This window comes from Haloprofundus halophilus, from assembly GCF_003439925.1.
Taxonomy (GTDB): domain Archaea; phylum Halobacteriota; class Halobacteria; order Halobacteriales; family Haloferacaceae; genus Haloprofundus; species Haloprofundus halophilus.
The window spans coordinates 1847003-1861008 of record NZ_QQRR01000001.1 but is presented as its reverse complement, the minus strand read 5'-3'; the positions used below and the strand labels follow the sequence as shown (position 1 = coordinate 1861008).

Annotated in this window: 13 protein-coding genes; 8 read left to right on the top strand and 5 right to left on the bottom strand. The window is 67.3% G+C overall.

Annotation, left to right across the window (positions count from 1 at the left end; all coding sequences use genetic code 11):
* Window positions 1–35: 35 nt before the first annotated feature.
* The 8 genes from DV709_RS09360 (at window position 36) to glmM (ending at window position 9004) form a co-directional block, all read left to right on the top strand.
* Window positions 36–227: a hypothetical protein gene (locus DV709_RS09360; RefSeq protein WP_117593935.1), complete on the top strand. Its 192-nt coding sequence runs from the start codon at window positions 36–38 to the stop codon at window positions 225–227.
* A 71-nt stretch (window positions 228–298) separates the two neighbouring features.
* Window positions 299–1666, top strand: coding sequence for a M20/M25/M40 family metallo-hydrolase (locus DV709_RS09355; RefSeq protein ID WP_117593933.1), 1368 nt, complete (start codon window positions 299–301; stop codon window positions 1664–1666).
* A gap of 378 nt (window positions 1667–2044) precedes the next feature.
* Window positions 2045–3148 (top strand): pyruvate dehydrogenase (acetyl-transferring) E1 component subunit alpha, encoded by a 1104-nt coding sequence (gene pdhA / locus DV709_RS09350; RefSeq protein ID WP_117593931.1) that lies wholly within the window; start codon window positions 2045–2047, stop codon window positions 3146–3148.
* Window positions 3148–4140, top strand: a complete 993-nt coding sequence (locus DV709_RS09345; RefSeq protein WP_117593929.1) for an alpha-ketoacid dehydrogenase subunit beta — start codon at window positions 3148–3150, stop codon at window positions 4138–4140. Before pdhA ends, DV709_RS09345 begins: the two co-directional genes overlap by 1 nt.
* 3 nt (window positions 4141–4143) lie before the next feature.
* The gene (locus DV709_RS09340) at window positions 4144–5778 is read left to right on the top strand and encodes a dihydrolipoamide acetyltransferase family protein (RefSeq protein ID WP_117593927.1); all 1635 of its coding nucleotides are present in this window, start codon (window positions 4144–4146) and stop codon (window positions 5776–5778) included.
* Between the two features lie 4 nt (window positions 5779–5782).
* Window positions 5783–7210, top strand: coding sequence for a dihydrolipoyl dehydrogenase (gene lpdA, locus DV709_RS09335; RefSeq protein WP_117593925.1), 1428 nt, complete (start codon window positions 5783–5785; stop codon window positions 7208–7210).
* A gap of 42 nt (window positions 7211–7252) precedes the next feature.
* On the top strand, window positions 7253–7546 hold the full coding sequence (locus DV709_RS09330; RefSeq protein ID WP_117593923.1) for a hypothetical protein: 294 nt from the start codon (window positions 7253–7255) through the stop codon (window positions 7544–7546).
* Between the two features lie 93 nt (window positions 7547–7639).
* Window positions 7640–9004, top strand: a complete 1365-nt coding sequence (gene glmM / locus DV709_RS09325) for a phosphoglucosamine mutase (protein WP_117593921.1) — start codon at window positions 7640–7642, stop codon at window positions 9002–9004.
* Between the two features lie 58 nt (window positions 9005–9062).
* Here glmM and DV709_RS09320 read toward each other — a convergent pair whose 3' ends face one another.
* The 5 genes from DV709_RS09320 to fer all read right to left on the bottom strand — a co-directional run bounded on the left by DV709_RS09320 (window position 9063) and on the right by fer (window position 13956).
* Complete coding sequence (locus tag DV709_RS09320; RefSeq protein WP_117593919.1) at window positions 9063–10292, bottom strand: DUF7118 family protein; 1230 nt, start codon at window positions 10290–10292, stop codon at window positions 9063–9065.
* Between the two features lie 3 nt (window positions 10293–10295).
* The gene (hisI, locus tag DV709_RS09315) at window positions 10296–10655 is read right to left on the bottom strand and encodes a phosphoribosyl-AMP cyclohydrolase (protein WP_117593917.1); all 360 of its coding nucleotides are present in this window, start codon (window positions 10653–10655) and stop codon (window positions 10296–10298) included.
* A gap of 49 nt (window positions 10656–10704) precedes the next feature.
* Window positions 10705–11709: an A24 family peptidase gene (locus DV709_RS09310; protein WP_117593915.1), complete on the bottom strand. Its 1005-nt coding sequence runs from the start codon at window positions 11707–11709 to the stop codon at window positions 10705–10707.
* Window positions 11710–11882: 173 nt separating this feature from the next.
* On the bottom strand, window positions 11883–13292 hold the full coding sequence (locus tag DV709_RS09305) for a GntP family permease (protein ID WP_117593913.1): 1410 nt from the start codon (window positions 13290–13292) through the stop codon (window positions 11883–11885).
* A gap of 274 nt (window positions 13293–13566) precedes the next feature.
* The gene (fer, locus tag DV709_RS09300; protein ID WP_117593911.1) at window positions 13567–13956 is read right to left on the bottom strand and encodes a ferredoxin Fer; all 390 of its coding nucleotides are present in this window, start codon (window positions 13954–13956) and stop codon (window positions 13567–13569) included.
* Window positions 13957–14006: the final 50 nt, after the last annotated feature.

The window sequence follows — 14006 nt, the reverse complement described above, 5'->3', positions numbered from 1 at the left end:
CCAACGGTCATATGCGTCGGGACCGAAGCCGAACCATGGCACGCACCCTCCTCCGCGTCGCACTCGTTCTCCTCCTGCTGTTCGTCGCCGTGAGCGTCCTCGGCTTTCTCGTCGGCCTCGTGGCGACCATCGTCAGAGCGACGCTGACGCTGCTCGTCGTCGGCGCGGTGCTCTACGGCTCGTACCGGCTGTTTTCGAGCGGTGGGCGGTCGAAGAGCCGACTCTGAGCCTCGCGGGAAGCGGACCGAATCGCCGGCGCGTGAGTGCTTATCACGGCCCGGCGCGAGCGTAGCGGCAGATGACGAACGAACCCGGCGAGTACGTCGGCGACGGCGAGCCGACGGTCGACGCCAGCCTCTGTGACCGCCCGGCCGAACTCCTCCAGGAACTGATTCGCTTCGACACGACGAACCCGCCCGGTGCGGAGCGCGCGTGCATCGAGTGGGCCGCCGACCTGTTGGCCGACGCCGGTATCGACTCCGAACTCTACGCGCAGACTCCGGACCGACCGAGCCTCGTCGCTCGCCTCCCCGGCGGCGACGCGCCCGCGCTGATGCTGTACGGCCACGTCGACGTGGTGCCGACCAGCGACCAGTCGTGGACGCACCCGCCGTTCGCGGGAGTGGAAGAGGACGGCTACGTCTGGGGTCGCGGCGCGCTCGACATGAAGTCGGGCGTGGCGATGTTCGTCGCGGCGTTCCTCCGCGCGGCCCGCGACGACGTCGACCTCGCGGGCGACCTCGTGCTCTGCCTGCTCGCCGACGAGGAGGCCGGCGGCGACGAGGGCGCGGCGTTTCTGGTGGACGAGCACCCCGAACTGTTCGAGGGCGTCGACTACGCCCTCGGCGAGTTCGGCGGTTACCCGATGGAGTTGGCGGGCGCGCGCCTCTACCCAGTGCAGGTCAACGAGAAGCAGGTGTGTTGGGTCCGCGTGAGCGCGACGGGGCAGGCGGGTCACGCCTCGCGGCCGAGTCGCGGCGACGCCGTCGGCCGTATCGGCGAGGCGCTCGTGACACTCGACCGCGAACGCCTCCCCTACCATCTGACGCCGCCGGTCGAGGAGATGCTCGACCGGATGGCCGAAGCGGTCGACGACGAGACGGCCGCGGTCCTTCGCGGGCTGAAAGAGCCGGAAACCGTGGACGACTCCTTGGCGGCGCTCGGCGACGAGGCGGGGACGTTCGAGGCGCTGCTGCACAACACCGCGAACGCGACGATCCTCAGCGGCGGCGACAAGATGAACGTCGTCCCCGCGAGAGCGGAGTTCACCGTCGACAGTCGCCTGTTGCCCGGCCAGACCGGCGAGGACGTGGCCGCCGAACTCCGCGACCTGCTTGGCGACGGCGTCGACGTTAAGGTGGAACGTTTCGAGGAGGGCCCCGAGGAGACGGATTTGGGACTCTTCGGTCTCTTGGACGACGTGCTCCGCGACGCCGACGAGGACGCGGTCCCGGTGCCGTACGTCCTCCCGGCGGCGACGGACGGGCGCATCTTGGCGCGAATCGGCGTCCAGAGCTACGGCTTCACGCCGATGAGTTTGCCGTCCGACTTCGACTTCCAGTCGCTGGTCCACGCCGCCGACGAGCGCATCCCCGTGGAATCCGTCGAGTTCGGTACCGACGCCGTCTATGACGTCGTTCGCCGGTACGACGGAGTTGCGGAGTAGCGACCGGAGCGAAAGTCGCGTACCAACGGCGCCTGACGCGCCGAATCGGCCGCCGCGAGTCGGGGCGTCAAGGGCGAAGACCGAGTAACCGTCTTCGGCCGGTAAGGGCCGTGAGAGGGTGTCACGCGGGAACTGCTGTCGTAGCACCTCGCAGATGCGAATCAATCTTTCCCATTTGTCCATTATACTCCGGAATGTGGTGAGATAATCACGCGAAGCGGCTAGTTACCCCCGAGAATATTTTGAAAGGGAAATTTTACTGCGTCGTCGTGGACAGATTCGGCGTGGGCGGCAGAATTTCTGACTATAGTAAATTATTTACGAAAACCCTATAACTCGGGCGGGAGACTGTTCGACCATGTGCAGGTGGGTACTCCCGTGAGCACGCTTCAGCGTGACCCCGACGAGATGGTTCGGGTACTGGACGAAGACGGTTCCGTCGTCGGCGAGGTGCCCGACCTCGAAGACGAGGAGTTCGTCGAGATATACCGGCAGATGCGGTTGGCGCGGCATTTCGACCAGCGCGCGGTGAGCCTCCAACGGCAGGGGCGGATGGGGACGTATCCGCCGCTGTCGGGACAGGAGGGCGCGCAGATCGGCAGTTCGTTCGCGCTCGCCGAGGACGACTGGATGTTCCCGAGTTACCGCGAACACGGCGCGGCGGTCGTCCGCGGCCTGCCGTTGAAGCAGACGCTCCTCTACTGGATGGGCCACGAGGCCGGCAACGAGATGGGCGAGGGCGTCAACATCTTCCCCGTCGCCGTCCCCATCGCGAGCCAGATTCCGCACGCGACGGGTGCGGCGTGGGCCTCGAAACTCAAAGGAGAGAACAACGCGTTCATCTGTTACTTCGGCGACGGCGCGACGAGCGAGGGCGACTTCCACGAGGGCGTCAACTTCGCGGGCGTGTTCGACACGCCGAACATCTTCTTCTGTAACAACAACCAGTGGGCGATTTCGGTGCCCCGCGAACGCCAGACCGCCAGCGAGACCATCGCTCAGAAGGCCGTCGCCTACGGTATCGACGGCGTACAGGTCGACGGCATGGACCCGCTCGCGGTGTACCAGGTGACGAACGCGGCCGTCGAGAAGGCGAAAAATCCCGAGGAGGGCCAACTTCGCCCGACGCTCATCGAGGCGGTGCAGTACCGTTTCGGCGCGCACACGACGGCGGACGACCCGACGGTGTACCGCGACGACGACGAAGTCGAGAAGTGGAAAGCGAAAGACCCCATCCCGCGACTGGAGGCGTTCCTCCGCGAGACGGGGCGACTCGACGACGAGTCCGTCGACGCCATCCGCGAGGAGGTCGAAACGGAAGTCGCGGAGGCCATCGAGGCCGCCGAGTCCGTCGAACGTCCGGAGCCGACCGAGATGTTCGAACACGTCTACGCCGAGATGCCCGCGGACCTCCGCGAGCAGATGGCCGACTTCGAATCGATTCGTGAACAGTACGGCGACGAAGCTTTCCTCGAAGACTGATGGCACAAGCAACACAATCGCAGAATCTCACGCTCGTTCAGGCGGTACGGGACGGTCTCTACACCGAAATGCAGGCGGACGACGACGTAATCGTCATGGGCGAGGACGTCGGCAAGAACGGCGGCGTCTTCCGCGCCACCGAAGGACTCTGGGACGAGTTCGGCGACGACCGCGTCATCGACACGCCGCTCGCGGAGTCAGGCATCATCGGCACCGCGGTCGGCATGGCCGCCTACGGCCTGAAGCCGGTCCCCGAAATCCAGTTCTCGGGGTTCATGTACCCCGGATTCGACCAGATAGTGAGCCACATGTCGCGGCTCCGAACCCGCTCGCGCGGCCGCTACACGCTACCGATGGTGCTTCGCGCCCCGTACGGCGGCGGCATCCGCGCCCCGGAGCACCACTCCGAGTCCAAAGAAGCGTTCTACGCGCACGAGGCGGGCTTGAAGGTCGTCATGCCGTCGACGCCGTACGACACCAAGGGCCTCCTCATCTCCGCGATTCGCGACCCCGACCCGGTCATCTTCCTCGAACCGAAACTCATCTACCGCGCGTTCCGCGGCGAGGTGCCCGAGGACGACTACACCGTCCCCATCGGCGAGGCGGCGGTCCGCCGCGAAGGCACCGACGTCTCCGTGTTCACCTACGGCGCGATGACTCGCGCGACGATGGAGGCCGCCGAGAATCTCGAAGGTGAAATCGACGTGGAGGTCGTCGACCTCCGAACCGTCTCGCCGCTCGACCGCGAGGCCATCGTAGAGTCGTTCAAGAAGACCGGCCGCGCCGTCGTCGTCCACGAGGCCCCCAAGTCGGGTGGCCTCGGCGGCGAAATCACCTCCATCATCCAGGAGGAGGCGCTCATGTACCAGGAGGCACCGGTCGAACGCGTCACCGGCTACGACGTGCCGTACCCGCTGTACGCGCTGGAGGACTACTACCTCCCGAACGCCGCGCGCGTCGAAGAAGGTATCCGCAACGCGGTGGAGTTCTAACCGATGGGAGTCAAGGAGTTCAAACTGCCCGACGTGGGCGAGGGCGTCGCCGAAGGCGAACTCGTCTCGTGGCTCGTCGAGGCCGGCGACACCGTCTCCGAGGACCAGGCTGTCGCCGAGGTGGAGACGGACAAGGCGCTCGTCGAAGTGCCGTCGCCGTACAACGGCACCGTGAAGGAACTGCTCGCCGAGGAGGGCGAAATCGTCCCCGTCGGCGACGTCATCATCACCTTCGAGGTCGAAGGCGAGGGCGACGACGCGTCGGCGGAGAAAGCCCCGGAACCCGAGACGGAAGCCGACGAGTCCGGCGACGACGAGAGCGACGACGACGAGAGCGACGACGAGAGCGAAGCCGTCGCCGGCGAGTCCGCCGAGAAGGGAGCCGACCAGCGGGCCGAGACGCCGAAAGGTCGCGTCTTCGCCGCGCCGAGCGCCCGACGCCTCGCGCGCGAACTGAACGTCGACATCCAATCGGTCGACGGCAGCGGCCCCGGTGGGCGCGTCACCGACGCCGACGTGCAGGCCGCCGCCAACGGCCAGGTGGAGAGCGGGGTCGAAGAGACCGAAAGCGAGAGCGACGCCGGACCGCGCGAGGTCTCGACCGACGAGAAGAAATCCGCCGTGAGCCGACGCGACGACGGTCAGTCGGCCGCGAACGGAGCGGCCGCGAGCGCCGAAGCCGCCGGACGCGACCGGACACTCGCCGCGCCCGCGACGCGCCGGATGGCCGAGGAGGAGGGCATCGATATCGACGACGTGCCGACCGACGAAACCCGCGACGGGCAGGCGTTCGTCACGCCCGAGGCCATCACGCAGTACGCGCAGGCCCAGCGCGAGGCCCGCGAGGCCGAGGTGCAGGCCGACGCCGAGGCGGCGGAAGCGGGCGGGGCCGAGTCCGCGACTGAGGCGGCCGAAGACGGTGTCGCCGAGCGAATCCCCTACCGGGGCGTCCGCCGCACCATCGGCCAGCAGATGGAGAAGTCGCTGTACACCGCGCCGCACGTCACCCACCACGACACGACGGTCGTCGACGAACTCGTCGACGTGCGCGCGGAGTACAAGGAACTCGCCGCCGAACGCGACGTGAAGCTCACGTACATGCCGTTCGTGATGAAGGCCATCGTCGCCGGGCTGCGCGAGCATCCGATACTGAACTCGACGCTCGACGAGTCCGACCCCGACGACGCCGAGATTCTCGTCAGAGACGAGTACAACATCGGCATCGCGGTGGCGACCGACGCCGGACTGATGGTACCCGTCGTGAAGAACGTCGACGAGAAGTCCATCCTACAGCTCTCCCGCGAGGTCAACGACCTCGCCTCGCGCGCCCGCGACCGGAAGGTGACCCGCGAGGAGATGCAGGGCGGCACGTTCACCATCACGAACTTCGGGGCCATCGGCGGCGAGTACGCCACGCCGATTATCAACTACCCCGAGACGGCTATCTTGGGACTCGGTGGCATCGAAAAACGGCCGGTCGTCGAAGAGAGCGAGGACGGCGACGACGTCGTCGCGAAGGAGACGCTCCCGCTGTCGCTCTCCATCGACCACCGCGTCATCGACGGCGCGGACGCCGCAGCGTTCACGAACACGGTGATGGAGAACCTCCGTAACCCCAAACTCCTGCTACTCGAATAACACAATGGTCGTCGGAGATATCTCAACCGGAACGGACGTACTGGTCATCGGCGGCGGACCGGGCGGCTACGTGGCCGCCATCCGCGCCGCACAACGCGGACTCGACACGACGTTGGTCGAGAAGGACGACTACGGCGGCGTCTGCCTCAACCGCGGCTGCATCCCCTCGAAGGCGCTCATCACCGGCGCGGACCTCGCCCACGAGGCGGGCAACGCCGAGGAGATGGGCATCCACGCCGACCCCGCCGTCGACATGGCGCAGATGGTCGGCTGGAAGGACGGCATCGTCGACCGCCTGACGGGCGGCGTCGAGAAGCTGTGTAAGGCGAACGGCGTCAACCTCGTGAAGGGGACGGCGAGGTTCAAAGACGAGAACAGCGTCCGCGTCGCCCACGGCGGCGAGGGTCAGGGGAGCGAGAGCATCGAGTTTGACTCCTGCATCGTCGCGACGGGGAGTCGCCCAATCGAGATTCCGAACTTCAGCTACGCGGACGACCCCGTCATCGGGTCGCGCGAGGCGCTCGACATGGACACGATTCCGGAGCGTCTCGTCGTCGTCGGCGCGGGCTACATCGGCATGGAGCTCTCGACCGTCTACGCCAAACTCGGTACCGACGTGACGGTCGTCGAGATGCTCGACGACGCGCTGCCGGGCTACGAGGACGACGTGGCGAACGTCGTCAAGCGCCGCGCGAAGGAACTCGGCATCGAGTTTCACTTCGGCGAGGGCGCGTCGGAGTGGCGCGACTCCAGCGACGGCGGCATCACCGTCGTCACCGAGACCGAAGACGGCGAGGAGTCGACGTACCCCGCCGACAAGGTGCTCGTCGCCGTCGGCCGCTCGCCCGTGACGGACACCTTGGGTCTCGACGCCATCGACCTCGAACCGAACGAGCGAGGGTTCCTCGAAACCGACGACTACGCGCGGACCGACATCGACCACGTCTTCGCCGTCGGCGACGTCGCCGGCGAACCGATGCTCGCGCACAAAGCGTTCAAGGAGGGCATCGTCGCCGCCGAGGTCATCGCGGGCGAACCCGCGGCGCTGGACTATCAGGCAGTCCCGGCCGCGGTGTTCACAGACCCCGAAATCGCCACCGTCGGCATGACCGAGGCGGAGGCCGAGGAGGCCGGCTTCGAACCGGTCGTCGGCCAGATGCCGTTCAACGCCAGCGGCCGCGCGATGACGACGGGTCACACCGAAGGGTTCTGTCGCCTCGTCGCCGACGAGGACTCCGGGTTCGTCCTCGGCGGCCAGATCGTCGGTCCCGAGGCGTCGGAGCTCATCGCCGAGGTCGCGCTCGCCGTCGAGATGGGCGCGACGCTCGAAGACGTCGCCGCGACCATCCACACCCACCCGACGCTCGCCGAAGTGGTGCAGGAGGCCGCCGAGAACGCCGAAGACCAGGCGATTCACACGCTGAACCGCTGAGCGAACACGCAGTTTTTTGACGGGTCGGTGCGCGTATCGCGCATGGGCCTGTTTGGTTCCCCCTCCGAAGCGGACGAAGACGTGAGCGGTCAGTTTCGACCGGTCGAAGAGGAAGAGACGGACGAGACAGACGAGCGCCAGCCCCAGTGGTGGGTGTCGGCGAACCCGCGCGACGACCAGTTCAACGGCACGCTCAAACGCGTCGTCGACGAGGACGCGGGCGTCGTCATCTACGCGTACACCAACGGCAACGCGGGCGGCGTCACGGCGGTTCCGCTCTCACAGACGGAACTCGACATCGGCGGCGACGAGGAGTCCGGCAACGAATCACGGTGACTCGCGGCACGGCACGCAGCGAGGGCCGGTGACGGACAGTCTGGTGAGTCGTCTCCGGAACGGCTTTCTTTCTGCCCGCAAGAGCAACCGCCAATGAAGTTGTTCGGGTCGAGTGGAACGCGCGGGGTGGCGAACGAACAGCTAACCCCCGAGTTCGTGCTCCGGGTGGCGAAAGCCGCCGGGACGGTGTGGAACGTCGACCGTGCCGCCATCGCACGCGACACCCGGACGACGGGCGAGCTGTTCTCGAACGCCGCCGCCAGCGGGCTGGCGAGCGTGGGCGTCGACGTCGACCGCATCGGCGTGACGCCGACGCCCGCCGCGACGCGCTACTGCGAAGTCGAGGGGATTCCGGGAATCGTCATCACCGCCTCGCACAACCCGCCGGAGTACAACGGCGTGAAACTGGTCGGCCCCGACGGCGTCGAACTCGTCGTCGAGCGCCTCGAACGCATCGAGGGCCACATCCTCGCCGAGGAGTTCGACACCGTCGCGTGGGACGAGGTCGGCGAGACGCGCCGCGTCGAGTCGGCGAACCGCGACTACGTCGAGGAGATGCTCGCCACCGTCGACCGCGAGAAGATCGCCGCCGGGAACCTCAAGGTCGCACTCGACCCCGGCCACGGCGCGGGCGCACTCACGAGCCCCGGATTCTACCGCGAACTCGGCTGCGAGGTCGTCACCGTCAACGGGCAGGCCGACGGCCACTTCCCGGGACGGAACCCCGAACCCGTCGAGAAGAACCTCGGCGACCTCGGGCGACTGGTCCGCGCGACCGACGCCGACGTGGGAATCGCCCACGACGGCGACGCCGACCGGGCCATCTTCTTCGACGAACGCGGCGAGTACATCGAGGGCGACGCCTCGCTGGCGGCGCTTTCGGCCGCCGGCCTCTCGGCGGGCGACACGACCGTCGCCGCGGTCAACGTCTCCCAGCGCCTCGTCGACGTCTGCGACGAGGTGGGCGCGACGCTGGAACTGACGCCCATCGGCAGCACGAACCTCATCACCCGGATTCGAGAGCTGTGGGCCGAGGGCGAGACCGTCCCCGTCGCCGGCGAGGGCAACGGCGGCGTCTTCTTCCCCGACTACCGCCTCGTCCGCGACGGCGCGTTCATCGGCGCGAAGTTCCTCGAACTCGTCGCCGAACGGCCGCCCTCCGAAATCGTCGAACCGTACACCGACTACCACAACGTCCGCGTCAACCTCGTGTACGACTCGGAGGCGGAGCTGAACGCGATGCTCGCCGCCGCCGAGACGTACGCCGAGGAGGCAGACGCGCAGCCGAACACTATCGACGGCTACCGCCTCGACTACGGCGACGCGTGGGTGCTCGTCCGCCCCTCGGGGACCGAGCCGAAAGTCCGAATCTACGCGGAGGCCCGCGACGCCGCCCGCGCCGAGCGGTTGGCCGAGGACGCCCGCGCGACGCTGACGGCCGCGCTCCCGGACCCCTGAGTCGAGCGACGGCCGCGAGGGACGCCGAGGAGAGACGAAGAGAACGGTGCCGACCGGGTCACGCAGACGGAGGGACGTCGAGCGGCGCTTCTGAGTCGTACCCGCACCGGTCCAGCGTGGTACGCAGGCGGTCACGAACTGTACTGAACGCGTCGAGCGACGCCGACACCTCGCCGCGCTGGATTCTCGACCGCTCCGCGTCGGTGAGCGACTCGCGGGCCTCCGCCGCCGTCCGGAGACGTTCGTAGTCGTCGCTCTCGGGGAGATAGCGGAGCTCTCGGCACCGAGCGACGACGTCCTCGGGGGCGAACCGCGAGACGACCGAGACGAGTTCGGGAACCAGACACCGGAGCTCGGCGGCCGACGGTGGCGGCCACGACACCGTCAGCGGCCCGCCGTCGAGGCGACTCAGATAGGTTCGGTTCACCGCGACGCGCGCCTTCAGTTCCGCCGGGTCGGAGACGAAGTGCGAGAGCTTCGAGTTCGAGTAGTCCGCGTACTCCAGCAGGTCCGGAATCGGCTCCCCGCCCACGTCGGCCGAATCGACGTACTCGCGGACGTCTGCGGGCGGCGTGTTGTAGTCGACTAACGGATAGCCGGCGGCCGTCTCGACGAACGAGAGCACCTCCCGGGCGCTCGCGTCGCGCTTGTACGTCTCGAACGCCGCTTCGACCGCGTCGCTGTACGCCCGAATCGGGTCACGGAGCCGGTCGACGGGCGCGTCGAGGTCGGCCTCGCCGAGCCGTTCGAGGCGTCGGAGCTCCGAGAGGCGGTCGTCGACGTTCGAGAGGCACCGTTCGGCGTCCCTCGTGGCGTTTCGGTGCCGCTCGCGGGCGGCGTCACGTTTCTCCAGGAGCGCGGCGACGTCGGCGGCGGGGGCGAGCGCGTCGCGGGCGGCGTCGAAGTGCTTCTCGCTCAAGCGGCGGCGGTCGAGGATGTCGTTGGCCGCGCCGAACGCGTCGGCGGCGGGCGCGTCGTCCTCGACGTCCTCGACGAGTTCGGCGAACTTCCGTTCGAACTCGACGAACGCGCTGAAGTCGCCGGTTCCGGTGGCGCGGCCCTCGTAGCGGTCCAGGAGCGTCAGCGCTCGGTCGTAGGCGTCGGCGACGAGTTCGACGGTTTCCGCACCTTCGTCGACGACGGCCGCCTCGGCGCGTCGGCGGTCCTCGAAGGCGGCCTCCAGTTCGTCGGCGACCGCCCCCGCGTTCGAGGGGTCCGAGGGGTCGACGGTCGGTTCGACGCTCTCACCGCTCTCGGAGTCGGCCGCAGAGTGGTGTGCGTCGGTCATGGGTCAGTAGACGTCGTCGGGGTCGAACACCCGCTCGCCGACGTTCTCGTCGTCGATAGTCCGGTAGAAACAGGAGCGGTGGCCGGTGTGGCACGCGCCGCCGGACTGGTCGACGAGGTACAGCAGAGTATCGGCGTCGCAGTCGACGCGAATCTCTCTCACGTCCTGGGTGTGGCCGCTCGTCGCGCCCTTCTCCCAGAGTTCGTCGCGGCTGCGCGAGTAGTAGTGCGCACGCCCCGTCTCCCGGGTGCGTTCGAGCGCTTCGGGCGAGACGTACGCCAGCATCAACACCTCGCCGGAGTCGGCGTCCTGGGCGACGGCGGGGACGAGGCCGTCCTCGCCGAAGTCCACGTCGACGGTCATACTCGCACAGAAGCGGGTCCGGCCGATATGTCTTGTGCGTTTTCGACGGTCAGACCAGTCCGACTGCGCCCAGCACTCCGAACAGGATGTCGCCGTAGAGGAGCGCAACGAGCAGGCCGACGAACATGGGGACGACGAACGGGAGGCCGGGCATCACCCACACCCGCTCGCGGGTCGTCACGAGGTCGAGGCCGTCGCGGAGTTTCTCGGGCGTCGTTCCGTAGGCGCTCCAGTCGAGCGAGTCGAGAAACGCCTCGGCGGCCCACGGGTCGTCGTACGCCGCCGGGGAATCGCGGTCGACGCTCCCGTCGTGGTGTTCCGCGAGCGTCGTTCCGCCGTCGGCGACGGCGGGACCGTCGCCGACCGACCCGTCGCCGACGGGGTGCGTCTCGCCGACGCTCGCCGGGTCGCGGTGTGCGTCGGGGTCGGCGCGGAGTTCCGAGAGCGTCGTCCCGCGCCAGCGTAGGTACATCCGGAGCGCGTCGAGGTCGAGGCCGTCGCGGGTGTAGCCGCGCGGCGTCTCGAACAGACTCCCGTGACGGGTCGGCAGCGAGGAGACGGTGACCTCCTGGCCGACGAACATCACCGACGAGAACCGCCGCGCCGCGAGGTTTCGCAGACCGAGCGCGACCGGATACGCGACGGCGACGAGCACGGCGTTCGTGAGGATGGTGAACGAGAAGACGCCGAGCGTCGTCTCCACGAGGGGGAGTTCGACGCCCGAGACGAGATACGAGGGGAACGTCGGGAACAGGAGCGCGAGGACGATGAGCGCCTTCGCGTCCGCCGCGCCGAAGCCGCCGACGTACCAGAACGCGTAGCCGAGAGGCGCGACGAAGAAGACGCTGATCGCGACCTGGAGGAGGAACAGCGAGTCGAGCGGACCGAAGGGGTACGCCGCCAACAGGTCCCACCCGAGCAGGACGATGCCGAGCGCCGCCAGCGGGGGCCACATGCGGTTCGGGAGGCGGCGCGTCTCTACGTCCCGCCACGCCGCCCACGCGAAGACGGGAACGACGAGCAGACGCAGCAGATCCGGCATCGTACCGAGCATGATTCGCCCTTGCGGGTAGGGAAAATAGGTGTTGTGGTCGTGACGAGTCCGTCAGTAGAAAAAACCGTCCGCCGAACGTCGGTCGGCGAGCAGAGACCGTCCGCCGAACGCTCCTCGACGAGTGGAGACCGCCCGCCGAACGTCCCCCGACGAGACGGAACTCCCTGCCGACTTCAGGCCAGCGGGAAGAACGTCGAGAGAACGATTACCGTCAGCAGACCGGTGACCGAGACGATAGTCGTCAACGCGGTCCACGTCTTCAGGGTCTCCGTCTGCGTGAGGCCGCCGATTTCCTTGACGAGCCAGAAGCCGCTGTCGTTGTACCACGAACAGATGTTACCGCCCGCGCCGATGGCCATCACGAGGTACGCCGGGTTGACCGACAGCGAAGCGACCGCGCCGGACCCGGCCATGATACCCGCCGTCGTGAGCATGGCGACGGTGGCCGACCCCTGCGCGATGCGGACGGTGGCGGCGATGAGCCACGCGGTGACGAGCACGCCGATGCCGAGTCCCGAGAGGAGATTCGTGATATAGTCGCCGATACCGGCGGCGGCGAGCATCGCGCCGAACGCGCCACCCGCGGCGGTGATAGCGGCGATGTTACCCCCGGATTTCAGCGCCTCGGTGAGTTCGTCGCCCCACGCCTCGTCGGAGAGCGCGCGCATCCGACGGTACGTGAGCGCCGCAGCGATGGCCGCGGCCGTCAGCGCGAAGTTCGGGTCGCCGAAGAAACCGGTGATAGAACGGATGGGCGCCTCCTCGCCGAGGAACGTCGTCGCCGCCGTGTCCGAGGCGACGAGGGCGACGGCGAGGAGAATCGGCAGCGACGCCTCGAGCACGCCCGGAAGTTGACTGTTCGACCGCTCGGCGAGTTCGCTCAGTTCGTCACCGGTCGTGTCCATCGCGTCGCGAAGCGGGATGTCCATCCGCCTGTTTATCCACCGGCCGTAGACGATGCCGCCGACGAACGCCGAGGGGCCGGCGACCGTGAGACCAACGAGAATCGTCATCCCCAGATTGGTGCCCGGAATCTCCTCGGCTACCGCCAACGGACCGGGCGTCGGCGGGACGAACACGTGCGTCGTCGCCGCGCCCGCACCGACGACGACGAGGTAGAGCGCGTAGTTCTTGCCGACGCGGGCGCGCATCGACCGCGCCAGCGGCGCCATCAGGTAGAACACGTTGTCGAAGAACACCGGGATGGCGAGGAAGGAACTGCTCCCCCAGAGCGCGAAGTCGGAGTTCTCGCTACCCGTCAGTGAGGTGAACCCGCGAACGATGCGTTCTGCGGCACCGCTGGCCATCATTGACTTCCCGATGACCGCCGCCATCAGGATGGGGATACCGATACCCGCCATCCCTTCGCCGAACGATTCGGCGACCCGCGCTGGAACCTCCGCGAACGCGACCTGAGGCGCGACGATGCCGACGACGAGCGTCGCGATGACCAGGCCGACGAACGCCGGAAGATCCCAGTACACGAGTAGAAGGATGACCGCGACGAGTCCCACGAGAAAAGCGATTAGCGGACTGTGCGCACCGCCGAGTTGTGCCACGTGTGGATTCGCGAAAACGTTCATGGGAAACTACGAGCGTAGTGACCACCCCCTTCGCACTTATTGATTGGGAATCGTTGAATACTGGTAAGGAACAAATATCATTGATTACTATTTTATTATCTTATACGACAAGTGGACAAGGCGTCGAACTGAGCGGCGGTGACGTGTCGAAGAGTCGTCGCCCGGTGTGGAAGCTCCGTTCGCGGGTGCGAGAAACACGACCGCTCTTCGCCGGAGAGCGGCGGCTACGACGGCTGATTCGGATAAAATATGCTGGGTGAGAACGGTCGACCGCTCAGATGACGCGGTTCTGCAGGTAGTCGAGGTGCTTCGCGTTGTACACGATGCGGACCTCCTCGGCCTGCGGCGAACCGATGCAGGTGAGACGGACGTTCTTCTCCTCGACCTCTTCGTCGGAGAGGATCTGCTGCATGTCCATCTCGATTTCGCCCTCGTACAGGATGGCGGCGCAGTTCGCACAGGCGCCTGCACGGCAGGAGAACGGCCAGTCGTAGCCCTGCGCCTCGGCGGCTTCGAGGATGTACTCGCCCTCGTTGACGTCGAGCGAACCGTAGTCCTCTTCGTCGAGGCCGGCGTCTGCGGCGTTGTCGAAGAGGTCGTCGTCGTCCATCTCCCAACCCTGGTCGTCCAGTACTTCGTAGTTAAGGTATTCTACCGTGGGCATCAGGCACAGGTTCGACACCCATACCATTAGACTTTGCTGTTCAGCCCAGA

Bases quoted from the DNA above. Each gene is read 5' to 3' on its own strand.
- DV709_RS09360 (WP_117593935.1), top strand. From the start codon at position 36: ATGGCACGCACCCTCCTCCGCGTCGCACTCGTTCTCCTCCTGCTGTTC.
- DV709_RS09355 (WP_117593933.1), top strand. From the start codon at position 299: ATGACGAACGAACCCGGCGAGTACGTCGGCGACGGCGAGCCGACGGTC.
- DV709_RS09345 (WP_117593929.1), top strand. From the start codon at position 3,148: ATGGCACAAGCAACACAATCGCAGAATCTCACGCTCGTTCAGGCGGTA.
- DV709_RS09340 (WP_117593927.1), top strand. From the start codon at position 4,144: ATGGGAGTCAAGGAGTTCAAACTGCCCGACGTGGGCGAGGGCGTCGCC.
- lpdA (WP_117593925.1), top strand. From the start codon at position 5,783: ATGGTCGTCGGAGATATCTCAACCGGAACGGACGTACTGGTCATCGGC.
- DV709_RS09330 (WP_117593923.1), top strand. From the start codon at position 7,253: ATGGGCCTGTTTGGTTCCCCCTCCGAAGCGGACGAAGACGTGAGCGGT.
- glmM (WP_117593921.1), top strand. From the start codon at position 7,640: ATGAAGTTGTTCGGGTCGAGTGGAACGCGCGGGGTGGCGAACGAACAG.
- DV709_RS09320 (WP_117593919.1), bottom strand. From the start codon at position 10,292: ATGACCGACGCACACCACTCTGCGGCCGACTCCGAGAGCGGTGAGAGC.
- hisI (WP_117593917.1), bottom strand. From the start codon at position 10,655: ATGACCGTCGACGTGGACTTCGGCGAGGACGGCCTCGTCCCCGCCGTC.
- DV709_RS09310 (WP_117593915.1), bottom strand. From the start codon at position 11,709: ATGCTCGGTACGATGCCGGATCTGCTGCGTCTGCTCGTCGTTCCCGTC.
- DV709_RS09305 (WP_117593913.1), bottom strand. From the start codon at position 13,292: ATGAACGTTTTCGCGAATCCACACGTGGCACAACTCGGCGGTGCGCAC.
- fer (WP_117593911.1), bottom strand. From the start codon at position 13,956: ATGCCCACGGTAGAATACCTTAACTACGAAGTACTGGACGACCAGGGT.